This window comes from Alkalihalobacterium sp. TH-98 (genome assembly GCF_057473385.1).
Map to the genome: position 1 here is coordinate 72,810 of NZ_JBYCKM010000007.1, position 24,012 is coordinate 96,821.

At 35.9% G+C, this 24,012-nt stretch carries 28 protein-coding genes and 1 riboswitch; of the genes, 12 read left to right on the forward strand and 16 right to left on the reverse strand.

Annotation, left to right across the window (positions count from 1 at the left end; translation table 11 throughout):
* Nucleotides 1–3 precede the first annotated feature (3 nt).
* Genes AC2VNP_RS02890 through AC2VNP_RS02900 form a run of 3 tightly spaced genes read left to right on the forward strand, consistent with a single transcriptional unit; the run spans nucleotide 4 to nucleotide 2,165 of the window.
* Nucleotides 4–213, forward strand: coding sequence for a hypothetical protein (locus AC2VNP_RS02890; protein ID WP_486915908.1), 210 nt, complete (start codon nucleotides 4–6; stop codon nucleotides 211–213).
* Nucleotides 194–715: a PH domain-containing protein gene (locus AC2VNP_RS02895; RefSeq protein WP_486915909.1), complete on the forward strand. Its 522-nt coding sequence runs from the start codon at nucleotides 194–196 to the stop codon at nucleotides 713–715. Before AC2VNP_RS02890 ends, AC2VNP_RS02895 begins: the two co-directional genes overlap by 20 nt.
* Nucleotides 708–2,165 (forward strand): PH domain-containing protein, encoded by a 1,458-nt coding sequence (locus AC2VNP_RS02900; protein WP_486915910.1) that lies wholly within the window; start codon nucleotides 708–710, stop codon nucleotides 2,163–2,165. Before AC2VNP_RS02895 ends, AC2VNP_RS02900 begins: the two co-directional genes overlap by 8 nt.
* A gap of 207 nt (nucleotides 2,166–2,372) precedes the next feature.
* Here AC2VNP_RS02900 and AC2VNP_RS02905 read toward each other — a convergent pair whose 3' ends face one another.
* The 4 genes from AC2VNP_RS02905 to AC2VNP_RS02920 form a co-directional block, all read right to left on the reverse strand.
* Nucleotides 2,373–3,380: a DUF2777 family protein gene (locus AC2VNP_RS02905; protein ID WP_486915911.1), complete on the reverse strand. Its 1,008-nt coding sequence runs from the start codon at nucleotides 3,378–3,380 to the stop codon at nucleotides 2,373–2,375.
* A gap of 173 nt (nucleotides 3,381–3,553) precedes the next feature.
* Nucleotides 3,554–4,501 carry an MBL fold metallo-hydrolase gene (locus AC2VNP_RS02910; protein WP_486915912.1) on the reverse strand — a complete coding sequence of 316 codons (948 nt, stop codon included), beginning with the start codon at nucleotides 4,499–4,501 and terminating at the stop codon, nucleotides 3,554–3,556.
* A gap of 164 nt (nucleotides 4,502–4,665) precedes the next feature.
* Complete coding sequence (locus AC2VNP_RS02915) at nucleotides 4,666–5,577, reverse strand: hypothetical protein (protein WP_486915913.1); 912 nt, start codon at nucleotides 5,575–5,577, stop codon at nucleotides 4,666–4,668.
* A 33-nt stretch (nucleotides 5,578–5,610) separates the two neighbouring features.
* Nucleotides 5,611–6,615: a toxic anion resistance protein gene (locus AC2VNP_RS02920; RefSeq protein WP_486915914.1), complete on the reverse strand. Its 1,005-nt coding sequence runs from the start codon at nucleotides 6,613–6,615 to the stop codon at nucleotides 5,611–5,613.
* Nucleotides 6,616–6,732: 117 nt separating this feature from the next.
* Between AC2VNP_RS02920 and AC2VNP_RS02925 the strand changes: the two genes are divergently transcribed.
* The 5 genes from AC2VNP_RS02925 (at nucleotide 6,733) to AC2VNP_RS02945 (ending at nucleotide 10,660) form a co-directional block, all read left to right on the forward strand.
* Entirely contained in the window at nucleotides 6,733–7,503 is a 771-nt protein-coding gene (locus AC2VNP_RS02925; protein WP_486915915.1) for an NRDE family protein, read from the forward strand.
* A gap of 177 nt (nucleotides 7,504–7,680) precedes the next feature.
* Nucleotides 7,681–8,013, forward strand: a complete 333-nt coding sequence (locus AC2VNP_RS02930; protein WP_486915916.1) for a hypothetical protein — start codon at nucleotides 7,681–7,683, stop codon at nucleotides 8,011–8,013.
* A gap of 68 nt (nucleotides 8,014–8,081) precedes the next feature.
* Nucleotides 8,082–8,261 carry a hypothetical protein gene (locus AC2VNP_RS02935; RefSeq protein ID WP_486915917.1) on the forward strand — a complete coding sequence of 60 codons (180 nt, stop codon included), beginning with the start codon at nucleotides 8,082–8,084 and terminating at the stop codon, nucleotides 8,259–8,261.
* A gap of 59 nt (nucleotides 8,262–8,320) precedes the next feature.
* Nucleotides 8,321–9,703, forward strand: coding sequence for a hypothetical protein (locus AC2VNP_RS02940; protein ID WP_486915918.1), 1,383 nt, complete (start codon nucleotides 8,321–8,323; stop codon nucleotides 9,701–9,703).
* Between the two features lie 15 nt (nucleotides 9,704–9,718).
* Nucleotides 9,719–10,660 (forward strand): DMT family transporter, encoded by a 942-nt coding sequence (locus AC2VNP_RS02945; RefSeq protein ID WP_486915919.1) that lies wholly within the window; start codon nucleotides 9,719–9,721, stop codon nucleotides 10,658–10,660.
* Between the two features lie 191 nt (nucleotides 10,661–10,851).
* Here the strand turns inward: AC2VNP_RS02945 and dapA are convergent, their stop codons facing one another.
* Nucleotides 10,852–11,739, reverse strand: coding sequence for a 4-hydroxy-tetrahydrodipicolinate synthase (gene dapA / locus AC2VNP_RS02950; RefSeq protein WP_486915920.1), 888 nt, complete (start codon nucleotides 11,737–11,739; stop codon nucleotides 10,852–10,854).
* Between the two features lie 106 nt (nucleotides 11,740–11,845).
* A riboswitch (Lysine riboswitch) is annotated at nucleotides 11,846–12,026 on the reverse strand.
* A gap of 191 nt (nucleotides 12,027–12,217) precedes the next feature.
* On the opposite strand from dapA, the gene AC2VNP_RS02955 reads away from it, so the two are divergent.
* Entirely contained in the window at nucleotides 12,218–12,814 is a 597-nt protein-coding gene (locus AC2VNP_RS02955; protein WP_486915921.1) for a YhcN/YlaJ family sporulation lipoprotein, read from the forward strand.
* A 94-nt stretch (nucleotides 12,815–12,908) separates the two neighbouring features.
* Here the strand turns inward: AC2VNP_RS02955 and AC2VNP_RS02960 are convergent, their stop codons facing one another.
* Nucleotides 12,909–13,100 (reverse strand): hypothetical protein, encoded by a 192-nt coding sequence (locus tag AC2VNP_RS02960; protein WP_486915922.1) that lies wholly within the window; start codon nucleotides 13,098–13,100, stop codon nucleotides 12,909–12,911.
* Nucleotides 13,101–13,231: 131 nt separating this feature from the next.
* Nucleotides 13,232–13,393 carry an aspartyl-phosphate phosphatase Spo0E family protein gene (locus AC2VNP_RS02965; RefSeq protein ID WP_486915923.1) on the reverse strand — a complete coding sequence of 54 codons (162 nt, stop codon included), beginning with the start codon at nucleotides 13,391–13,393 and terminating at the stop codon, nucleotides 13,232–13,234.
* A gap of 292 nt (nucleotides 13,394–13,685) precedes the next feature.
* Between AC2VNP_RS02965 and AC2VNP_RS02970 the strand changes: the two genes are divergently transcribed.
* The gene (locus AC2VNP_RS02970) at nucleotides 13,686–14,405 is read left to right on the forward strand and encodes a YhcN/YlaJ family sporulation lipoprotein (protein WP_486915924.1); all 720 of its coding nucleotides are present in this window, start codon (nucleotides 13,686–13,688) and stop codon (nucleotides 14,403–14,405) included.
* Between the two features lie 60 nt (nucleotides 14,406–14,465).
* Here the strand turns inward: AC2VNP_RS02970 and AC2VNP_RS02975 are convergent, their stop codons facing one another.
* Nucleotides 14,466–15,029 (reverse strand): hypothetical protein, encoded by a 564-nt coding sequence (locus tag AC2VNP_RS02975; protein ID WP_486915925.1) that lies wholly within the window; start codon nucleotides 15,027–15,029, stop codon nucleotides 14,466–14,468.
* 362 nt (nucleotides 15,030–15,391) lie between these two features.
* Here AC2VNP_RS02975 and AC2VNP_RS02980 point away from each other — a divergent pair, with 362 nt between their 5' ends.
* Complete coding sequence (locus AC2VNP_RS02980) at nucleotides 15,392–16,363, forward strand: YbgA family protein (protein WP_486915926.1); 972 nt, start codon at nucleotides 15,392–15,394, stop codon at nucleotides 16,361–16,363.
* A gap of 100 nt (nucleotides 16,364–16,463) precedes the next feature.
* Here the strand turns inward: AC2VNP_RS02980 and AC2VNP_RS02985 are convergent, their stop codons facing one another.
* The 5 genes from AC2VNP_RS02985 to AC2VNP_RS03005 all read right to left on the reverse strand — a co-directional run bounded on the left by AC2VNP_RS02985 (nucleotide 16,464) and on the right by AC2VNP_RS03005 (nucleotide 19,681).
* The gene (locus tag AC2VNP_RS02985; protein ID WP_486915927.1) at nucleotides 16,464–16,718 is read right to left on the reverse strand and encodes a hypothetical protein; all 255 of its coding nucleotides are present in this window, start codon (nucleotides 16,716–16,718) and stop codon (nucleotides 16,464–16,466) included.
* Between the two features lie 5 nt (nucleotides 16,719–16,723).
* Complete coding sequence (yidD, locus tag AC2VNP_RS02990; protein WP_486915928.1) at nucleotides 16,724–16,966, reverse strand: membrane protein insertion efficiency factor YidD; 243 nt, start codon at nucleotides 16,964–16,966, stop codon at nucleotides 16,724–16,726.
* A gap of 179 nt (nucleotides 16,967–17,145) precedes the next feature.
* Nucleotides 17,146–17,295: a hypothetical protein gene (locus AC2VNP_RS02995; RefSeq protein WP_486915929.1), complete on the reverse strand. Its 150-nt coding sequence runs from the start codon at nucleotides 17,293–17,295 to the stop codon at nucleotides 17,146–17,148.
* A gap of 131 nt (nucleotides 17,296–17,426) precedes the next feature.
* On the reverse strand, nucleotides 17,427–18,008 hold the full coding sequence (locus AC2VNP_RS03000; protein WP_486915930.1) for a hypothetical protein: 582 nt from the start codon (nucleotides 18,006–18,008) through the stop codon (nucleotides 17,427–17,429).
* A 461-nt stretch (nucleotides 18,009–18,469) separates the two neighbouring features.
* Nucleotides 18,470–19,681, reverse strand: a complete 1,212-nt coding sequence (locus tag AC2VNP_RS03005; RefSeq protein WP_486915931.1) for an MFS transporter — start codon at nucleotides 19,679–19,681, stop codon at nucleotides 18,470–18,472.
* A 235-nt stretch (nucleotides 19,682–19,916) separates the two neighbouring features.
* Between AC2VNP_RS03005 and AC2VNP_RS03010 the strand changes: the two genes are divergently transcribed.
* On the forward strand, nucleotides 19,917–20,633 hold the full coding sequence (locus tag AC2VNP_RS03010) for a YebC/PmpR family DNA-binding transcriptional regulator (protein ID WP_486915932.1): 717 nt from the start codon (nucleotides 19,917–19,919) through the stop codon (nucleotides 20,631–20,633).
* Nucleotides 20,634–21,021: 388 nt separating this feature from the next.
* On the opposite strand, the gene AC2VNP_RS03015 is transcribed toward AC2VNP_RS03010, so the two are convergent.
* The 3 genes from AC2VNP_RS03015 to AC2VNP_RS03025 form a co-directional block, all read right to left on the reverse strand.
* Nucleotides 21,022–22,206, reverse strand: coding sequence for a class I SAM-dependent rRNA methyltransferase (locus AC2VNP_RS03015; RefSeq protein ID WP_486915933.1), 1,185 nt, complete (start codon nucleotides 22,204–22,206; stop codon nucleotides 21,022–21,024).
* A gap of 206 nt (nucleotides 22,207–22,412) precedes the next feature.
* Nucleotides 22,413–22,742, reverse strand: a complete 330-nt coding sequence (locus AC2VNP_RS03020; protein ID WP_486915934.1) for a DUF5658 family protein — start codon at nucleotides 22,740–22,742, stop codon at nucleotides 22,413–22,415.
* 299 nt (nucleotides 22,743–23,041) lie between these two features.
* Entirely contained in the window at nucleotides 23,042–23,971 is a 930-nt protein-coding gene (locus AC2VNP_RS03025; RefSeq protein ID WP_486915935.1) for a glycine betaine ABC transporter substrate-binding protein, read from the reverse strand.
* Nucleotides 23,972–24,012: the final 41 nt, after the last annotated feature.

The following is a 24,012-nucleotide window of genomic DNA, read 5'->3' on the forward strand; positions in this document are numbered from 1 at the left end:
TAAGTGAACAAAGAAGAGTTAATTCAACAATTAACCGAAAAACAATTAGATGATATTATTGAATTAATTGAAGATGCTGAAGAAGGATACTTAGAGGAACTGGAACTCGTTGAGTCTTTAGGGTTGGTTCACGATGATGAATTGAACACTAAAGTGATTGAACTATTAAAGTCATTAGGTGTGAATATCATTTATGTCACAGACGATGAGTAGTCAAGAGTTTTTGAATACACGACCTGCTCCGAGTCGTGCGATTGCTAGAAAAGCACTGACGGTGTGGCGGATCCGAGCAGGTATTGAATCTCTATTTGTCGCTTTAGTTCCAATTGGGTATGGTATTCTAATGCTCTATTTTCCAATGCCTGTTTGGATGTTGTATATCTTAATTCCTGTATTTGTTATTTTTGTTATTGTAAATGTCATTGTAGCCCCTTATTTTCGCTGGAAGAGATTTAAATATGAAGTGTATGATGAGGAAGTTGAACTGCAATATGGTGTAATTATTGTAAGGCGTACCTTAATACCAATGATTCGGGTACAACATGTTGATACAGAACAAGGACCGCTATTACGCAAATTTGATTTAGCCGCTGTAACCATTTCAACAGCAGCAACGACGCACCGAATTCCAGCTCTAACGACTTCAATTGCAGATGAATTGAGAAATCAAATTGTTAAATTAGCAGCCGTGGCGGATGATGATGCCGATGAATAATGAAAGTATTCGACTTCATTGGTCAGCGATTTTGATTTCTTTTTTTACTTCATTAAAACATTTGATTGTCCCTATACTCTTTGGGTTAATATTTGGAACGACAAGAGATACAACGCTATTTGGATCGATCTATTTTTATATCATTCTTTTCCTTATGCTTTTTTCACTCATACATAGTATTTTGTATTGGTTCACCTTTCGTTATGAATGGATTGAAGGAGAACTGAGAGTGAAAGAGGGCGTCTTCATCAAGAAAAGGAGATATATCCATCTAGAGCGCGTACAGAGCGTTGATCTGACTTCAGGATTAATACAAAGGTTGTTCGGATTAGTAAGTGTAAAAATTGAAACAGCTGGCGGTGGGAACGAACCTGAAGTTCATTTAATTGCCGTAAGTAAAGAAGAAGGTATAAAGACTCGAAATTATCTTTTACAAAAGGATGGTTCATTTCAATCGAATGAAACTCCAGTTGAAGACGGCTTTCAGAAAGAGCTTCAAATAGAAGAAGCTAGTAAATGGGTACTCTCCAAAAAAGATTTGATGGTCGCATCGATGACTTCTAGTGGTATTGGTATCGTTCTGTCTGCCGTCATTGCTTTGTTTCCGCAGATTGAACAATTCTTTTCAATCACGATATTTGAGGAGTTCATTGAGTATTTTACAGGTACGTCTTACGTAGTAGTTTTACTTTATAGTTTGTTTATCATTGCGATTGCTTGGCTCATATCGATTGTCATTACAGTATTTAAGTACGGGAACTTTTCTGTTGAAAAAATTGGTAATGAGCTAACGATTACAAGGGGCTTACTTGAAAAAAGACAACTTACGTTACAAACTGACCGGATAACGGCTGTAAGAGTCGTCCGGAATATATTTCGTCAACCGTTTGGTTACAGTGCTGTATATGTCGAGAGTAAAGGTGGCGGGACAAATGAGGAGCAAAGATCTACAGTATTGTTTCCACTGATCAGACATCGTGATATCAATAAAACACTTGAAGTTTTTATATCCGAATATAGGATGAGCGAAGAGCTAGAGCGATCACCAAAACGAGCCTGGATCCGATTCCAATTTCGAATGTTGTTATTGCCGGTTTTAATCTTTGGTGCGATTGCTTATTTCTTTCCATCTGTCGTTTATTTTGCGGGTATTTTCGTTATCCTTTCGCTTGTAGGTTTTTTACAATATCGTGATGCAGCTATCGGAATAAAGGATAATCAAGTAATCTTATCATACCGAGTCCTGTCTAAGAATATCGTTTTAATTAGAAAAAATAAGGTGCAAAGCGGAGAGCTGGTTTCTTCACCTATCCAACGTTATCGGTCATTAACGACAATACAATTGTCAGTATTATCTAGCTTGTTTGGTAAGACGTTTTCGGTTGTTGATTTAGATCGTAAAACAGGGCTGGCCTTGTTATGTTGGTTATCACATAGTAAAAAGGAGTGATCTATGATCACTCCTTTTTACATATAGAAATCTATGAATTGAGTATAAGCTTCGCCGTTAAACGTGCACTTGCGTTTTTCTATGTCTAGCTCCAGGCGCCATCGGCTCGAGGTCGCTTCGTCCATCAACGTGTCCAAAAAACGGACACTACTGCTGGCGCTCCAGCGCTTGTCGCCGATAACCAGGCTCCTTCCGCTTTTCTTATCTTCATGATGTAAATGAGTTTGTGTAAGTAACGATAGAACGAATCCCTGTAGAGGAGGTTAACTCAAAGCGATCATAAACGGTATCTAATCCTTCATTTAATTTACGTTTATAGTGATGTTGAATAATGATCATGTTGGTCTGGTCTTTATACGTAATAAAGTTTGTACCAATAAACTCTTTTTGTTCAGTAGAAAATAATAGTTGCCCTACTAAAGAGTTATGACAGTTTATCATTTGTTTATGAGTTAAATGATTTGTTTTTAAAAAATGTTCAAATGACTGAAGAGCTGGTTTATCAAGCTCATTTAATAATAGTTCATACGGTTCTAAATGTTTTTTGTTTAGACGAAGAACTTTATCTTCCTTCAGTTTGTATTTTTTACCAGATAATGCTTCGAACAGCCATTTTGAGTAATATGCCCCTTTTACCCAGCCACGACTAGTTTTTAATTCAAATTCAAACGGACAACCATCCAACGGGACTTCTTTTTTATGAATTTCCTCAACTAAAATAGGACTGTTATTTCGATTTTCCAATGTATAATATAAGTAATCTGTTTTCTCACTATCATCTGCTTCTATTAGTGATAAATCTTCTAGAATTGAAGGAGCCCGTATAGGTTCGACTTCATGAAGATAACCAGCTAATGCTTCAAAAATACTAGAATGCTCTTTACTTTTATCTTTATGATAGTTAAGTTGCTTAATTATCGCTAATTCTAGACCTTTCTTGTAGGTAATAGCAGCACTGTCGGCTTCAAAGGTTACAATCTTAGTACCGCTTACTTCAATTGTTTCTCCTTCAGAATAAAGAGGTAAACCAAGTTCTACACCGTTTCTAATAGTAGGTTTTGGTAGAGTTTCGACAGAGACGATCTTCACTAATCCTCGCCACGGTTTTCTAGGTGTTGTAATAACTTCTTCGAGTGTTCCAATATATTGTCCTTGTTCGTTCTCGTTTATAATAACTAGTTTTCCTACTAGTGTTTCAGCTTGTTTTCGGTCCATGGTTACCCTCGCTTTATGAAAAAATATGTTCATAGAAATTTGGAATGTGGTATATTTTCATTTTATCTGATAAATGGGCTTCTGTAAATTTCGTTTATGAAATCCTCGCTAGAAAAGTAGGTATAGTGAATGGATTAAAGTGAAAAAGGCCGACATCGTGTCAGCCTTTTACATTACCGTTTTTTCTTAGCAAGGTAGTCTGCAATGCCCATTGCACAAACAGATGAGTCTAGTTTAATAAATTCATACACAGGGTGTGTTTCAGGAATATTATGCTTTTGTAAATCTTCCTTTGCAGCTAGTAACAGTTGTTCCGCAATCCAGTGGTGGTCTTTTCCTGTTTCCTCAGCTTTTTCCCCAATCTCAACAAAAATAGGTAACCATGTCTTAATCTGCTTGTACACTTCCTCAACATCCCGGGCGACATTAAAGTGACCAAAATAAACACAGTCCACATTCAGGGCATAAATTCTTTCTAAAGAAGCTAACATGGCATCAGGCTTAAATTGATTTGGTGATGTTGATGGAAGATAAAGCTGAATATCAGTACCTTCAAGGACTTGATTGTAATTTACACCAATTGTATCACCTGTGAAAATACCATTACTGACTGGATCATAAATACTAAAGTGATGATCACTATGTCCTGGTGTATCGTAGAAAGTGAGTTCACATGTTTCACTCAATGCTATAGTTTCTAAATCTTCTTTAATAATCACTTTTTCTTCAGGAATAGGTAAGATTGGATCAAATAATCGATCGAAGTCATCTCCATAAACAGCTTTTGCTCCTAAAATGAGGCGGGATGGGTCAATTAAATGACGAGCACCTTTAGGATGGACGACTACTTTAGCGTTTGGGCAATCTTTTAGTAGTAATCCAGCGCCACCGGAATGGTCTAAATGAATATGGGTAACAATTATGTATGCAACGTCATTAGGGTCAATTTCCAGCTCTTTAAGACCGTTTAAAATATGAGGAACAGAAAGACTCGGTCCAGTTTCTACAAGTGCAATTTTTTCATCTTGGATAACGTATGTACCTGTACGATAAGGTAACCCAAGGTCAAACCCATCAATGAGATGAATTCGATTTCCCAAATCAAATATTTTTTGTGTCATAGTTTCCTCCTTTTTCAATTCCTTCCATATTTGAAAACCCTTACAATCAGAGTTTATAAGAAGGGACGAGCGATGTAAAGCAGTTTAATTACAATCGATATAATATTTCTAAAATTTAAACGATTAAAAGTTAAAAACAGGTGACACTCATGTCACCTGTTTTGCTATTCGTATCTGTCATTTGTATATCTTAAATGATTAAGCTTTAATAAATGCTCCATCCGTTGGACTCGTGCTTTTTCAAGGTCCTCTTTTAAACGGATGAGAGTTAACTCCATTTTAGATAAAGTTACGAACACATTTTCTCGCTGTTCTTTTTTGTTCTCAGGAGATAAAGAGAGATACGTATGGACTAGGTTAGGAATGTCTTCATTTAGCATCCGCTTCATCATATGTCTTTCTTCAATTTCAAGTAACGAAAAGTCAGGTAGTAACATTTCAGTATGATCGATAATTTGTTCTAATCTCTTTTCAATAAGTGGGTCAATATGAAGCTTACGAGTATGGCTGATTAATCGATTTGTTTCCATCACTAAACTTTTCACTTGATCATTACTTTTTAGTTGATTCGTTTGCGGAATGTAATTTTCTTCTTCGTTATCACTTTGAATAAGTTGTCCAAGTAGGGCATCATCTAATTTATCAATTTTATAAAATAAATTTTGTGTATATGGTGATTTTTTGACACTTCGTACGAAAGTTTTTTTATTTTTCGTGTAGTGAATGGATGCTTCTTTACATTTTCCAACACCGTGATCTGCTTTAAAGTACTTACGATAACAGTGAATGTAAATACGTTTTTTATACTTTGATTTAGAGTAGTACGTATCTAGGATCGTTAGGCTAATCATTTTCTTTTTAATTTTTACAGTGATGACATATTCATGATGCTTCTTTTTTACGGTCCGATTTTTACTATATTTACTCGATTGCTTAATGACATGCTCTAGAATGCGTTCAGCTTCATGTAAAGTTTCCAGAGTAGCTTCGTCTGATAAAATTTCATCTTGGACGGGACGAAGTCGATCAGGTAAAATACTTTCTATCCAAGGAATTTCTAGTAAACGATTTAACATCGCTTTCGCTCCTTTAAAGGCCAATGAGCACTCTTACTGAAGTAACTTTGTTTTCATTCGATCATTTAATTCATCTATTTCTGCGATAAATCTTTTTCCACTGGAAATGATGCGCTCATTTGATTGCTCAGTAAGTTGGATAGCAGAAAACACATCCTCATAGGCCTTTTTAAATGATTCAAGAGCAATTGCTGGCTCTTCTAAAGTTTTTAAGGTCTGTTCTGTATTATCTTTTAACATCTGTGCATTGGTAAGTAACATGGATTCTGTCGCTTGATTAACATTTTGAACGGCTTTGATCACTTTTTGCTGATTCCCTAATGCAAGTTGGATAGATGCAGTTACTGTTATAATGTTTTTCGTCATAGTAATTGCGTTAAATATCGCTTCTTCTAGCTTATCATTATTCTCGATAATAAGATCGATAGAAGCAACGGATTGTTGCAATACCATAATTGCCTGCGACATATTTTTTATACGGGAAATGACTTTTTGCTGTCCTTTTTGCAAGGCAGTGGGGTTATCTTTCCATTCTTCCGTTGTCATTTCAGCTTCAAGCATACTATTTAACTGTTTACCAATTTCGATTTGCTCATTTAAGTTCGTAATACGCTCTCTTGCAACTACTTTTAATTCTTTTAGCATAAGTGAATCTTCCTGAAGTTTATCTTTACCGTGGAGCAGACCTTCAATAATGGCCTCAATTTGAGCTTCAACAGTTTGATACTTTTTAGCATATTGTTCAATTGGACTGCGACGTAATACTTTATTAACGAATTTTTTTAGTTGACCGTCTTTTAAATAATCAGGTTCGAGTTCACCCACAACTTCCTTTAACTTATGTAGTTGAGCAGGCAAGTCATTATTTGGCTGCGACAACATCTCTTTTACAGGTCGTTTCAAGGCCTCAAGAGATTCCCCTGCTTCTTTTTGAGCAGCTTCACCAAGTCCGCCGATTTTATGTAATACTTTATCTACATCTTGTTCTTCTTTAAACATTTCAAGTAATTCTTTTGAATACGTTTCTTTTTCAGTCATTTTAATGCCTCCTCTTCCATTCGTATTATTATTTACGATTTGAGTGAAATAAAGTTTCATACTATACTATGTCTAAAAATTATACCAATCTTTTACCTTTACCTACAAGGAGTGTCAATGATGTGTTTAATTAATTTTGCTTATAAAGCACACGACCAATACGATTTAATCTTAGCTGCGAACCGAGATGAATTCTTTATAAGGCCGACAGCAAAAGCCAATTATTGGAAAGAGGTACCTGGTCTCATTGCAGGAAAAGACCTCGAGCAAGGTGGAACGTGGCTGGGTGTTACAAAAGAAGGGCGTTTTGCTGCACTTACAAACTATCGTGAAGTACGAGAAAAGAAAGATGAAAAGTCTCGTGGAGAATTAGTGGTTAATTTCTTAAAAAGTCAATTATCCGCAAGAGACTACTTAAACATGGTAAGAGATCACAGGAATGAATATTTAGGATTTAATTTGTTATGTGGTACTGTAGAGGAACTTTTTTATTACTCGAATCGTGAAAACACCATTGAAAAAATACAACCTGGGATTCATAGTGTGAGTAATGCTTTCTTAAATACGTCTTGGCCAAAAGTTGAGCGTGGGAAAACATTAGTAGAACAAACTCTTCAAATCGAGAAAGAGGATATTATAGGGCAGTTATTAGATGGTCTTACAAACGACGAAAAAGCAGAAGTACAATTATTACCTGAAACAGGGGTAGGGATAGAGCTAGAAAAACAATTATCGCCGATGTTTATAAAAATGGAGACTTACGGAACGAGATGTTCCACAGTTATAACGATTAGCAAATCAAAGCAATTGACCTTTTGTGAACGAACTTATGTACAAGGTCAAAAAGCATATGAAGATCAAGTTTTCCAGTTTGAAATAGGAAAATAGATACATTAGTGGATAAGTAGGAAATAAATATGAGTACATTGAACTTAATGAATTGGCTGTTAATTAGAGTAAAAGTCAAAAAAACGCCTAAAACCCATCTATTAGAGAATATATACCTATGATAATATAAGAATACTAGATAAAAAGAGGTGTAGACAGGGTGGGGGAGTAGTCTTTATGGACTTAGTGAAACAACGACTTTTAGTAGTTCTATCGGCTTTGCTATTTGTAGTCGTTTGGAGTTTTGTAATTATACAATTAGCTTCAGCACAAGAAAAATCGAAGACAGGAATGGCGGTTTCTCGCTTAGAACGAATAAGCGTCGAAAAAGAAAAGGTCGATATATCCTGGGTAGAAGATTGGGATGCTCGTATTCTGAAGACAGAACATCAAGTTAGTGGAACAAAAGAAGTGGGTAAAAGGGATTTAAGAACTGTCAGTTTTAGTGATATTGATACATCAGATGGTGTACCGATAGATATCATTTTAAAAAGGCTTGAACTTAAATAAATCGTAATTCGTTACAAAAACTAAAATATTTGTTAATATAGAGAAAGAAATGTTAGGAGATTGTATATATGGATCCAGGAATGATGATTGTTTTATTAGGGTTTGGCTTTTTTCTATTAACTGGGATGTTTGGTGCTCTAGGTTTTTTCTTCATTATGAAGGCAAATAAGCGCCTAGCTGCTATATTTTTTGCAATTGGTTTTTCTTGTATAGCCATATTTATCATATCTTTGTTTACATTTTTATAATTTTAGAAGGTCAAGCTGCATTTTGCAGCTTTTTTCATTTGTAAGGGGAGCAGATATATATGAGTATGAAGTGGAATACAATTATAGGTTTGATCTGCTTTTTAACAGTGGCATTGTACTTATTATCGGTTTTTTATTCTAGTATGCTATTGAGTGTGTCGTATAGTTTATTAGCAGCAGTTTTGTTGTTTGCTGCGTTACCTTTTGTTAGAAAGAGCAGCATTTTCATTACTATTCCATTATTAACGATTGGAATGGTTGTTTTTTTTGTTGAGGAATCGGATGCGACCTCTTTTTTATTAGCTTTTGGCTATAACATTAATTTATTATCCCTCTTTTTGCTCGTACCGTTAATAGGGGTGTTTATCTCGTTAGCTGGTTTATTGACAACGTTAAAAGTCCGTATTGAACGATTGGAACAGGAAAATAACAGTAATTCGCATCCTTACCGCCTAGGATTTCTACTAACAGCAACGATGGGGGCCGTACTTAATTTAGGGTCTATGGTTCTAGTACATCGAATTATTGAAGGAAGTTTATCCAACTTTTTTAAAAAGAAAATGGTAATGATCTTACTCCGAGCTTTCGGGTTTTGTATGTTCTGGTCCCCGTATTTTGTAAATGTGGGACTTGTGTTAGTACTTTTCGATGTCTCATGGAGTTCAATCGGGTTATACGGACTAATCATTGGAATGATTTACACGGTAATTTCCATCATCTTCTTTCCTCGATTGAAATTTGAACATGATGAAAATCATGTTCTGCCTAAAGGTGTGAAAAAAGAACATGAAAAAGAGCTTCCATCCCTGCGTTTATTAGTTCTGTTTGGTTTAGGGCTGTTTTTAAGTTCATTCCTATTGGAATTCATCCTGCCCGTTAATATGTTAACCGTTGTATCTCTGCTCGGATTTTTCTATCCACTATTATGGGCTGTTTTTTCAAGACAGTTCAAAGATTATATAAGGGAACTGGCTTCTTATATTAATCAATGTTTTGCTCGTTTGAAAAATGAAATTGTTATTTTTATTAGTGCCGGATTTTTTGGTGCAGCACTATCACTAACCGATATGGGAGTCCATGTATCTCAAATGATCTTGACAGTCTCTCAAGGATATATTTATGTAATGGCTTTAATTGTCATTAGTTTTGCGGTACTTTTATCAATTTTTGGGATTCATCCCGTTGTTATCGTAATTGGGATTGGTAGTGCACTGTCACCGCAACTTTTTTCTGTTAGTTCTGAGTTCATGGCCATCCTTTTGTTGATTGCATGGACATTAGCAACGCAAGTGTCACCTTTTTCTGGATCGGTTTTAATGGCTTCTGGATTGATGAACTATTCTTCTATTGATATTGCCAAAAAGAACAGTCAATTTGTCTTTGTTTGTATGTTTGTATTAGCATTATTCCTCTATCTGTTCCATTGGTTGCAGCTATTATAAAAGGGGAGATCAACTTTGAATAACAAAAACTCTAATATTTTTACATACGTATTGCTAATGATGGTTATGGTTATTTGGGGGATGAATGTCGTATTTATTAAAATGCTTGTTGACGTTTTCCCAACGGTTACCATGACGTCTTTTCGAGTATTCTTAGCGGGAGTTGTAGCAATTACAGTATGTATACTGATTAAACAATTAAGGAAATTTACAAAGGTAGAATGGAAATACATTTTTATAGCAACGATTTTCGGAGTGACGGGTCACCATTTTTTCTTGGCCTGGGGTTTAACAATGACAACCGCCTCTAACACAGCATTAATATTAGCATTACTGCCTCTAACAACATCAATTTTGGCTTCTGTCATGTTAAAAGATTCATTATCGAGGTTACGGGTTATTGGTATTGTTTTCGCTTTCTGTGGTGTAGCTTCAATCATTTTACAAAGTGGAGAAAGTTTCACATCGATAAATGCGGGAGATGTCTCTATATTTATTGCGATGTTCGTTCAGGCGGTTTCTTTTATATATATTAAGAAAGGAACAAATACGATTGATTCAAGAGTAATGACAGCAGTAATGTTAGTTGTGGGATCCAGTTTTTTATTTGTGATCAGCTTATTTGTAGAGCCGGCAGGAACGTCTCAAATGATCGAACAAACTGGGTGGATCTGGGGCATCTTTTTAGTTTCTTCGATTTTCGCTACAGCTTTAGGTCATTTCTTATTTAATGCTGCGATCCACCGACTTGGGGCAGGGCAGACGGCTGTATTTAATAATTTTGTTCCTTTCTTTGGATTAGTTTTTTCAGCTTTATGGTTAGGCGAACAAATAACGTTATTACAATTAACTGGTTTTGTTTTTATCGTACTAGGCGTTTTATTAGGTACCGGTTTCATTGATGAATATGTGACGAGGCGAGTATTTAAAAAGAGGAATGTGCAAAAGGTAGGTTAAAGAACTGCCGAATGGCGAGTCTTTAAGCGAAGACAAGTGTCATAGTCATAGTAAGCTCTCTAGAAATTGCTTACTCGTCGAATGTAATTCTTTGCTAAGAATTTATAAAGAAAGCCCCGAATAACCTCATTAGGTTAACTCGGGGTTGTTTAGTCGTTTATTAAGTGCTTCCTCATTTGATAGAGTTGTTTTTACCCTACATTGTAAGAAACTTCAGGGAAAATGGTGGTTCGTAATTGTTGTTCTTCTTCTTCTGTTAAAGGAACGAGAGGAAGGCGAACTGAACCTACCGTAATTCCTTTCATGTTTAACGCTGCTTTAACTGGTGATGGACTAGGTGCTGTAAATAGTGATTTCATTAATGGTAATAAGGTGCGATGTTGTTCCGCAGCTTCATATACATTTCCTTTCAAGAAACTTGTTACCATGTTTTGCATTTCATTCCCGATAATATGAGCAGAAACCGAAACAATGCCTGTACCTCCAATGGATAAGATCGGTAATGTTAGACTATCATCTCCACTATAGAGGCTAAAGTTGCTATCTGTTTCACTAATAATCTTTGCCATTGCTTCTAAGTCACCGCTTGCTTCTTTCGTTGCAACGATATTAGGAATTTGTGATAAACGGACAGTCGTTTCTACTGAAATGTCAACTGCGCTGCGCCCAGGAATGTTGTAGATCATAACAGGCAGTTTCGTTTGCTCTGCGATCGCTTTGAAGTGTTGATAAAGGCCTTCTTGAGAAGGTTTATTATAATAAGGGGCAACGAGCATGATGCCATCGACACCAATTTCTTCTGCTTGTTTTGTTAATTCAATGGATGCTGCTGTATTGTTTGAACCTGTTCCTGCAATGACAGGTACTCGACCGTTTACAACCTCAACAACCTGTTTGAAAAGTGTGAGTTTTTCTTCTGCAGATAAAGTAGGCGATTCACCTGTAGTTCCTGCGACAACGAGTCCGTCGGAACCATTGGCGATCAGGTGATTTACTAATTGCTCCGTAGCTTGCAGATCGAGATTTCCATAAACGTCAAACGGTGTAACCATTGCTGTTAAGACTTTTCCAAAATTCATTTTAGCTTCCCCCTTAGTGCATTTCAAATACAATTTTATAACAATAAAAAGCAACAATGAGAAGAGCTGCTCATTGTTGCTAGGAATGACATTTACCATTATCCTTGCGTAAGATAGCCCTCCATATAGTATGTACTATATGACAGTTCTGCATTTATTCAATACAGACCCAGCCCTTGGTTAGTATGAGAACCGTAGACTTCGGCAAATCCCCCTTTCAACAATGTTCAATAGAGCTCATCCTCCTCGCATTGTTTACTCATGATCTTTGCACCTCTATCCTCACTTCAATTTCGAAGTAAAGAATATTCACTTGTTGTTGTGTCTACCTTATCAAATTGTAGTATTGATTGCAATGGTTAATCGAAAATTCTTTTAGGTTTTCTAAAAATCTCCCTCGCTTTTCTAATTTCCTATAGTTTACAGGGTTATTATGTTGAAAAAAATTAAACGATAATAAAAGAAAGGGGAGTGTACCGTGAAAAAAGTATGTTTCTGCTTTTTATCGTTAATGGTTTTAGTTATTGTTTCAACTGCTTGTGGTACAGGAGCAGGGGTACAACAAAATGAACAAAGAATTCTTGAAGAACAACAAGTTCCAGAGTTAGATCCAGAGATGGCTGTTGATGGGAGAACCCCATTAATGAGTAGACAACTTATTACTTCGAGAAGAAATACAGGGCATGGGACAAATACTAGAACTGATAATGCGGATTACATTGAATTTTATAATGGAAACAGACCTTTAACGAAGCAACTGTTGCAATTCGAAGAAGTTGAAGACGCACATGTTTATATTCAAGGTAGAATAGTCTTAGTAGGTGTTTATACAACAGAAGAGTGGAACGATGAAATAGAAAACAAGGTGAAAGAAACAGTACATTCAGCTATCGCAAATGATGTGGAAGTTCGCGTCGTCATTCATGATGATCAAGGTTTTTCCGAATTCCAAAGACAACTGTATAACTTGAGAGAGGGAACACCTTATGAAGAAGGTATAGATTCTGAAAACTTCATGAGGGACCTTGGTAGAATTTTACAGCGTCCATTTGAACGCGCAAGAGTAATTAATTAATTTTTTCTAAAGTGCCAGAACAAACCAATACCTTGAAAGATCTACGATTTGTTTCTTTTAAGTGTAAAAAGTGATGCTGGCACTTTTTCGTTTGTCAGCGATCAGCCGTTATGATATTTTTATTTGTTTTTTTCTTGGCTTCCAGTTGTCCATCTGCATATCCAAGATAGTATGTACTTCTAATGATACGTTCGATCTCATCTTGTGTTTGATAAGAGATTTTGACACCATCCATCAGTTGAAGGCGTTTAAGAATTTCCTGACAGGCTATTTTTACACCATCCACAAATACAACTCCTTACACATTGAAGTAGAAGAAAGTACTTTTAAACAAAGGGGTTAACTATATGAGTATAGTGGTAAAGATACTTTTATTATAACAATAGTAGCCGTGAAAGGTAAATTATAAATGGTAATTTATTTAGCCATCTTCACATTCATACAGGTTGTTTGCTGGGCTAGGTTCAACAGCCTGTCCAACTCTTGACTGCACTTAACCGTTGCCTCGGAAGTGTAGCCATATTTTTCAGCTAATAAGATCATCTGACTTCTTTTTCGTTCAATCGCATACAATAACATTTCTTCCACTCCATTTTTTTATCAATATTAATTTGTGTAAACTTATTGTCTCATTGCTACTATGTGAGAAAGTTTGAATTTATTTTACACACAACGACAATTATACGTATTTTTATTGATAATTAAATACATTCCCTAAAAGTAGTCATGAACTTTAAAAATAAACAACAAATCGACAAGATGTGAGTTCTTTTCTAAAAGTTTTTCTCTTGTAATGAAACAATTTCCGCTAACTTCTTCTCATGAAATCGACTAATAGTACACAACTTATAAGTAACAAGAAAGGAGAATTATGATGAAAAAACTAACCTCGGTTATCGTCATGCTTATGTTGCTCTTAGCGATGTTCTCCGGATGTGGCGTTGTGGAACAGAAGCACCCAATGGGGGCAAATCATTTTCGTGAAGAGGGATTTAGTGGTTTCGGGACTAATCGAGCTAGAAATCATGAAGGTCCTTTGAGTGATATGATGGTTCCTGATGGTGTACCAAAAGGGCGTACCGATCGGGCACAACCGATTGCTGAAAATAATATGTACTATACAAGCGAACGAAATTTAGGTTTTAAAACACAAGGTACAAATCGAAGTGGGGCAAGGATTTACAATAATATTCCTAATACAATCAGAGGTAAGTATGTGCTTGGAGATCGTCCACATTTAAGACATAAGCAAATTGATAACGAAAAACTTCAAACTTTAGATACTAAAGATTCTATTCGACAAAAACTGTTGGCAATTGAGAATATCAACGAAGTTTATGTGCTCCCCCATGACGGAATGTTACTTATTGGCATTGAATCACCGGAACAAAATCGACCGAAGCTTGTTAAAGAAGTTGAAGAAGAGCTTTCTGAAGTAGTTGATCTTGACCGAGTGCGCATTGCTATAGATCGAAGAAATGTCAATCGAATTCGTGCAGTGCTTGAAGGGAACGATATTGCCGAACCGTTCCAAGGTATTGGCGGTCAACTATCAGAGATCAGAAAAAACGTCTTCCCTAGACACGAATAATTTAATCGGTGCCAGGCACCTTCACCTCTTTAATGTAGTGAAGGTGCCTGGCACCTTTTTTTATTTGATCCCGTGTTCTTCGAGTACTCCTTTATATTCACGTTCCATGGACTTTACGGCAATGATGGTGTTTTCGTAATATAAACGAGCTCTTCTAAAGTCAACCTCTTCATTTAAGTCCATATCCTCTAGACTTTTCATAAGAGAGTCTAGTTCAAGGAGTGTACTACTATGGCCTATATAAAGGTTTACGAACTCTGGCGGTGTATCTAAACTAAGTATGTACTCACTCCAATCCTGAGCCTTTTGAACGTGTTCTTGAGCCTCTTGGACATCCTTTTCAGTTGGATTTTCTGTATAGAACAAATTATTTAACGGTTCCAGATGAGCGTATAATTGGTTTAAGTAATATCCAAATTCCGAAGCATAAGAAACAGCGTTTTCAGTTACATCTCTTCTTGTTTTATTTTGATCTTTATTTGAAGGATGCAAGGGTTCAATTCCGTCTGTCGCACGCATATGTTGTTTTTCTATACTTTGTGTAATATCTTCAGGACGATCTTGGCAAGCTGTAAACGTAAGTATCGTAACAGTTAGGACAATTAAGATAGCGAGTTTGTGCATAAGTTAATAAATCTCCTTTACAATAAAAATAATCTAACAGTTTCCATTTCTAAAATGATTGGACGATTATCATTGGATTTCGACCAAAAATCGTATAAATTTAACTTAATGCCTGTCATTTTCTTCTTCGATTATTATCCTTTTTCCAGTACAATTTTATACATGGGTACTTAAAGAATTTAGAGCATGAAATTTTTGCTCAAGGGGAATTATAGGAAACGCTTTGATCATCAGGGGAACCACTTATAAAGATAAAGATATAAAGTGAAGGTTTGCATTTTAAAATTGAGATTACATAACCTAATAAAACGTTAGGACTGCAGGTTATTTAATGAATGAACTAAGAATGGGTTGGTGGATGTATGAAAGATTTTTGTAAGCCAAAAGTCGTGGTCAGTAAATGTATTGAATTTTCTGCTTGCCGTTATAATGGAGATAAATTAACAGACAAAACTGTACATAATTTAAAGCCGTATGTTGAATTCATTCCAGTATGTCCAGAAGTGGAAATCGGTTTAGGAACGCCTCGAGAAGTTATTCGTCTCGTCGCTGAAGGTGAAAAAGACCGACTGGTACAACCGAAGACTGGAAAAGACTTAACGTCAGATATGGAAGAATTTGCAGAAGGCTTTTTAGAGGAGTTAAAAGATGTGGATGGATTTATTCTGAAAAACCGTTCACCAAGTTGTGGGATTACAGATGTAAAAGTATATTCAGGATTAGAGAAGTCTCCAACTGTTCGAACTGGCAGCGGTGCTTTCACAGCAAAAGTATTACAGTATTATCCGAAATCTTCGATTGAAGATGAAGGAAGACTAAAAAATTTCAAGATTAGAGAACACTATTTAACGAAATTATTTACGACGACAGAGTTTAAAAAAGTAAAGTCATCTTTAAAACTAAATCAACTCAATGACTTCCATAAGAAAAATAAATATTTGTTCATGTCATATAACCAAAAAAGGTTGAAGATTTTAGGTCAAATCCTAAGTAATAAAGATAACAGACCGGTTGAAGAAACGTTTAGTTTATATGAAGATGAACTGTTTCAGCTTTTTAGCAGAATCCCTCGTTACACGTCGAACATCAATGTATGCCAGCGGATATTCGGCTATTTTTCACCACATTTATCAACGAAAGAAAAGGAATATTTTTTATCAACATTAGAAAAGTATCGTGAAAAAAAACTTCCAATTAGTAGCGTTGTGAGTATTTTAAAAGCGTGGGCGTATCGATTTGATAATGATTATATGCTCGAACAAACATTTTTCGAGCCATACCCTGAGGAACTTGTTGAAATTAGCGATTCAGGAAAAGGAAGAAACTATAGTTGAGGACTACGAAATCTCATTATTGATTAAATTCGTCAGGTGAAATAGGTAAGTAAAATAGAGGTGCTTGTATGATTAGCACCTCTGTGTGACTCCGCTACACTTAATGGCTTTCCTCGTTTTGTTTGATTTCCTCTTCAAGTTGGCGGGAGCGTTTGGCATTACCTTGTGCAAAATTTGCTAAGCGATTTTTTAATACATCATTATCATGAATTCGCTCTGCTAAGATCGTGTACGTTTTTAACATTTCTTCTTCTTGCTGTAAACTTGACTTAAGCAAATTTACGATTTCTGTATCTGTTAGTCGATCTTCACGATCGCCATCTCGATCGTAGTCGATATCATGATTATAATTCAAAAGGTTCACCTCGTTTGATTTTTATTCTTGGTTTCTTTTTCTGGGACGGGGTCAAATCCACCAGGATGAAACGGATGACACTTTAATATCCTTTTTAGCGTCAACCAGCTGCCTTTAATAGCTCCATATCGTTTAATCGCTTCAAAGCCGTAATGGGAACAAGATGGATGAAAGCGGCAGGTAGGTGGTTTTAGTGGTGAAATGATTTTTTGATATAAGTATATAATGCCCAGTAACAGCCTTTTCATTTGAAGTAATCTCCCCGTTCTTTTTATTTATGTTTATCTTATCATAAGAACTTAATCAAAATAAAAAAACGTCTGTTTCGATGCTGATTGAAACAGACATTTTCTATATTTGAACTATGACAGCACTAACATCATCCTTCATGCGCTAACCTCCATAAATTACCTACCTTACATTGAGTTTATTGTGATTGATCAAATAATTGTTCAATTTGATCTACGGTCATTGAATTCACAAACTGATAAAAGTCTAATTTGCTTTCAATCCCGTATTTTTCACAATTAGATAAATAAAGAAACCATACATGACGATATTTTTCAGTTTGACACATTACCAACCGCCTCCTAATTCTAATCTGTTTTATAACAGATTATTTTCTTACATCTATACTATAACAGAAGGTAGCTGTTGGTCAACTGAATCTAATAAAAATAGGCAGAAAATTATAATATTTATTTCATTTTAGATGTTTTTTAGGTAATCGAGTACGGTATTGACATTTTTAGTTAACGATAAGCCTTTCTCTTTTAGTATAGCTTGATGGGTATCATTAAACGTTTTGGTTTCCAGTTGTATCGTTCGAGACCATTCAGATAACTGTTTTTGGTGCTGAGTGTCTAACTGATCTTCAACGGTAGAGCAGATAAACGATCGACATGTTGCATTTTTATAGGAAGGTTTAAGCGAACAGCCAATATTACTTTCAAAGAATTGACAGGTCGAATAGCTTAATTTTAAATCAGATAGTTCAATGGACGAGAGCTGACCGGTGTAGTCTTCTTCAAAAAGAGGATGTACATGCGCATGAATAATAATGTTAAAGTCATTTATTGTACAATTTTCATTGTTATAAATTGTATTGATAAAAAAATTACGGTCATTTTGTTGTACCATTTGGTAAATTTCATAAAGGCTGATTACAGGACTGTAACTACAACAACCAATAACAGGTAAACTAGAATGCCCAGGTTGAAAATATGGATCGCTGCAATTGAAACAGGCTTTACTTAGGATTTGCCGCTGATTTTTGTCAATCTCGATCATGTTTTTCACTCCAAAATTAAAGTTGCATAAATACACATAGCTGAAAGTTCGTTAAATACTCGCGTTAGTCGTTAAAAATGGAACGAACGCAAACAAGGCATAAGATTATTTCTATCTAAAAAAATAAAATATGAAACCAATTGTACTATGGTTCCGTATAAAAAGACAGAAACGAGTTTCACCAAAATTTTTATACTGTGAGTCACAGTGAAGAACGTTTTTTATATCACTTTTGCTGTCCAGTCGTATCTATAATATAAAGAACAAAAAAATGAGGTATTTACGTGACACAACAACATTTATTTATTGCTTGGAACTTCTCAACATATATATGTCATTCGCACCAACGAGTGTTCATAACTTGGGTTAATCTACGTAGGAATATAGGAAAATAAAAACCCACCGAAAGGTAGGTTTTTCCATTCGTAGGGCTCACCGTGTCATCTCAGAATTTTACATTTCTATTTTAAATTCCCTCGATGTAATTTTGTTGTATGTTGTATTCTGCCTAATAGCAGCATACAAATAGGAGCTATTATCGTTACAACCCCAATAACTGTAAATGCCATTCCCCAATTAAAGTGATCTAGAAAATACCCAAAAACAATTGGAGAAAAAATAGTTACCGTAAAGCCTAGAACAGATTGGACACCAAGAGCCAGAGCAATTACATCTGGGTCAGCTACTTCCGTTATTGATACATTATAAATAGGAGAATCAGCCACAATGGTAAAACCATAGATGACTGCTAATAAGAGCATAAGTATGATTGGTAGTTGGACTGACCAACCAATGGCGATGGAACAAAAAATACTAATGATTAAAAAGAATGTTGCAGCCCTCACTCGGCCGATAGAATCTGAAACTCTACCGCCTATATATGTAGCAATACCACCTATCATAATGACTAAAGCACCGGCAATGTTACCAAAGCGGATCGCCGCTTCTTGTTCAAATCCTTGTTGGAGAAAGTAGTACACGAGAAAAGGCCCAATCCAAGCCCACATTGCATATAATTCCCAACAATGACCAGCATAACCGCCATTCACTAGTAGGTTCGGCTTTTTAAATACATTCTTTATTTTCTTCAAATCAAAAGCACTTCCATTACTAGAAGGCATTGGTGGAACTTTAACAAAAAACGCAATTAAGCTAGCGATTAAACAAAATTTAGAAGTAATAAATACAACACCTTGCCATCCAATCCTTTCAATAAACAGCCCGGAGACGAGTAAGGAGAACCCCGAACCAACAACTAATGAACCTACAAATATGCCAAGAGCCTTACCTCTTTCATGTGAAGGGAACAATTGCGATATGATTCGCATGCCGGGTACATAAATTCCAGCAATTCCGATTCCGCTTATTGTTCGTAAAATGAGAGTAGACCAAAAACCTTGGGCAAAGAAGCTCAGTAAGATACCAGCTGTTCCTGCAATTAAAGCTCCATAAACAAAAGATTGTTTTGGATCATACTTATCACTCATAAAGCTATAAAAAAGGATAGCAATAACATAACCAAGGTGGAAACAAGCGATGATAACACCCGATTGTGTTGAAGTTAATCCCCATTCACTTTCTACGACTGGGAGTACTGCAGAAAAATTAAACCAGACTTGCATCGCTAAAAATTGAGCGATTGAAAGTAACCAAAGTATTTTATATGGATTCATGCGCGTACCACCTTTCCTAGTGTTCATTATAGTATAAATAGGAAGGGAGTTTAATAGATATAAATAAAATTGGAAAAAAACGGTTGAATGATTGGGTGGACAGTAGAATAACTTTTTAAATGCTAAGATAAGATGTACAAGTTAGAGGTACTTTTAATCAGTCTAGTTAACCAAATGTTGATTATAATGTATAATAGACAACGTAGATTTTAAAACTTGAAAGTGAGTGTTCATTATGGGTCGTAAATGGAATAACATTAAAGAGAAAAAAGCGGCAAAAGACAAAAATACGAGTCGTGTTTATGCAAAGTTTGGTCGTGAAATTTACGTAGCTGCAAAACAAGGTGAGCCTGATCCAGAATCTAACCAAGCTTTAAAAGTAGTCCTTGAGCGTGCAAAAACATATAGTGTACCGAAGACAATTATTGATCGAGCGATTGAAAAAGCAAAAGGTGGTTCAGAAGAAACCTATGATGAATTACGTTATGAAGGCTTTGGACCCAATGGGTCAATGATTATTGTCGATGCGCTTACAAATAACGTGAACCGTACAGCAGCTGAAGTGCGTGCTGCTTTTAAAAAAAATGGTGGAAATATGGGTGTTAGTGGTTCGGTATCTTATATGTTTGATGCAACGACTGTTATTGGTGTTGAAGGAAAAACAGCCGATGAAGTGTTAGAGTTATTAATGGAAGCGGATATCGATCCTCGAGATATTTTAGAAGAAGAAGATACAGTCATTGTTTACGCTGAACCTGATCAGTTCCATGAAGTGCAGGAAGCATTTAAAAATAACGGCATTACAGAATTTAATGTTGCTGAACTAACGATGCTTGCACAAAGTGACATTACGCTTCCTGAAGATGCACAAGAACAATTCGAAAAGTTATTGGATGCTCTAGAAGATTTAGAAGATGTCGGTCAAGTGTACCATAATGTTGATTTAGGCTAATAAATCAAGCTAATAAGCTTGCTTTTCTGTATGATCCGGTTCATACAGGAGGTGAGCTTTTTTGTTATGAATTTAATTATATTAAGGTACTCTATGAATCCAGTATTATAATGAGGTTTTTATTTAGACAAGAGAGAAAAGGACATGATGTTAACTATGGAATAAGAATAAATAGTGCAAAGAAAGAGAGCGTACGCTGGAGCTATTTCACCTAAAAGAAATAAAAGGGTCGGAAAAGCGAGAAACACAGCTATGTTACAATAAAAGGGGAGAGTGAAGACGAGCCGAAAGAACAGCAAACATTACACCGTTCTAATAAAAAAACTCGATTATCCTAATGAAGGGATAACCGAGCTAAATATTTTTTCGTGACTATAATTAGTTTTACCTAGCCACGATTATTGACTTCATAAATTGCAAACTTTAAGTAATCTCCTTCTTCTGCACTAAGCAGTTTAGGGTGATCATAACCTGCGCCGCTCCAATGAATTTGACGGAGAACTTTACGTGCATCAAATGCTGCTTCTTGAACCATTTCTTCAAACATATGACCATGGACATGGAACGAGCAACTGGCTGTAACAAAATAACCTCCATCACGAACGAGCTTTAATCCATTTAAGTTGACGTCTTTATAGCCTCGTAATGCTTTTTTTACAGCATGACGTGATTTCGCAAAGGCCGGTGGGTCGATGATAACTACATCAAATTCAGTTTCTTTTTGAACTTCATCACGTAAGTAGTCAAAGGCGTTAGCAACAACAAAATCTACATTAGAAAAGCCATTAAGGCTTGCATTTTGCTTTGCTGTTGTAATTGCATGGTCTGAGATATCGACGGCTGTAACGTGCTTGGCGCCATATTTACAAGCATTTAACATGAAAGAGCCAGTGTGAGTAAAGCAATCGAGAACTGTTGATTCTGAAGTAATAAGCGGTTTAATTGCTGCACGATTTTGACGTTGGTCAAAGAAGAAGCCTGTTTTTTGACCGCCTTCAATATCAACAATATATTTTACACCGTTTTCTTCAATTTCAATCTCAGTAGGGCCTTCACCGTACCAAAATCCTTTTTCTTGTTCTAAACCTTCCAATTCTCTGACGTATACATCGTTTCTTAGGTAAATCGCTTTTGGTTTAAATACCTCAAGTAAAGCCTCTAATATAAGGTCTTTTCGTACTTCCATGCCTAGAGCCATATTTTGAACGACTAACGTGTCTTCATATTTATCAACTATCAACCCTGGTAAAAAGTCCGCTTCGCCATAGATTGCACGGCAAGAACGTACATTTGGAACAAAGCGCTCACGATGTGCCCAAGCTTTTTGAACTTTTCGATAAAAGAACGCTTGATCAATAGCTTCGTCTTTTTCGTAAGACAGAATGCGAACAATCATTTGCGAATTCGGATTAATGAAACCTTTTGCTAAAAAGAAATTTTGATGATTGTAGACATCAACGATATCTCCTGGTTGGTAGTCCCCTTCAATAGAAGCGACCTCACTCTGATAAACCCATGGATGTCCTTGTTCTAGTCGTTTTTTTCGTTTGCGATTTAAAACTACTTTTGCCACATTCTCAACTCCAATTTTTCCTGGTGATTGAACTTGTTCAGTATAGAAACTGTTGGAAGTTCACGATATGTATTATCTTGTCTATCATACATAATTGTATGTTCATTTACAATAAAGGGCACATGGTAGCAGGACGATTTGAAAATTAGCATTGAAGATGGGAGATTAAAGTATAAAGAATAAGTACTTTACATTACATTTTTTGGTCATAAAACGTAAAAAACATAAGAGGTCCATCCAACATGATAAATGAATACTCCAAAGTAAATTACAAGTGCGAAAGTTAATGTTCGTTTGACTAAACGATTAGAAAAGGCATAGGGGATAAAAATGAGTAACATTACAGGCAGTATGATTTTTAAAGCATAAAATAAAGAGATACTCGTGTGGTAGACTGAATTCATAATGGGATTGAGTTCAGTAATTAAAGCTTGACGTAAACCGAAATCGGTAAATATTGCATCAGCTAATGACAATAGAAAGAGACAAAAGGTTATGAGGTATGGTTTTCGATGTTTATGGATATATTCAAGCAAGTGAAACAACCTCCTATATTGCGTTGTTCTTAATAAAGAATATTGTTCATTATTAAGAATACAATAAAGGGAAAAGATAAGGAAGAAAAAACAATCGATTATTAAATATTAGTTCATCCGACATATCACTTCAGTTTTTTATAAACGTTTTATAATAATAGTATGCCCAGATTTAAAATGTAATTTCATTCGTGCGTAAATGTTTTGGAACGCTGAATAAGATTTCTTTATAAAAAAAGAGGCTGACTTATAAGCCAGCCTCTCAATATTTATTCATAATAGTTTCTAATTATTAGACTCTAGTTCTTTAGGTCTTCAATTGAATCAATATCCATGTATGCTGGAACAACTAGACCAATTTTTGCACCGTCTAGGTTTACACCAAGATCAACAAAGTCATCTTTGAAGTCTTCGTAGTAAGACTTATGTGTACCTGGAAGCCATGCCGCTACCATTGCATCTGCACTACCTGTTGCAACAGCTGTAAACATTGGACCTGGTTCCATTGACATTAATGTTACATCGTATCCAATAGTTTCGAGAACTGCACCAATCATGTGAGTAGAAGCAATTTCAGAGTCCCATGCTACGAATGCTAGTGTAATAGCATCGCCATCAACTGCATCAACACCGTTTGTCCACTCAGAAACGATATCTTGGTTAGCTTCAACCCAAGCAGCTGCTGCTTCAGTAGGTTCAGCACCTTCGTTCACTTCTACCATGATTTCTCCCATGTGATCAGGTGTCCAGTAGAAGTTATCTAATACTTGGTACGCTTCAGGTAAGTCAGCATCTAAACCTTCACGAACGATCGTGTGGATGCTTTCGGCTGCACCGAATACCCCTTCAGGATCTTCTAAGTATTTTAAATCATATGCAGCAAACTTCCAGTGTGGTGTCCAACCAGTGACAACAATAGCTTCTTCTCTTTCAATTGCTGCGTCTAGTGCACTAGTCATCGCTGCACCAGAACTAGGCTGTAATTGATAGTCTTCTAAACCATAAGTCTCAATAGCAGCTTCTGTTGCTGCCATAATACCAGCACCTGCATCAATTCCTGTAATAGTAAAGTCTAGTTGCTCTCCTACAGATACTTCTTCTGTTACAGCATCATCATTGCTATCGCCAGTTGGTGCTTCTTGACTAGCATCTTCTGAACCGCAACCTGCAGCTACTAATGTTAAAGATAGACCAGTAGCTATTCCTAACCTTTTTAAATACTTTTTCATTTTGACCCTCTCCTTTTGTTTTTTATCTATGTCAACTCTAG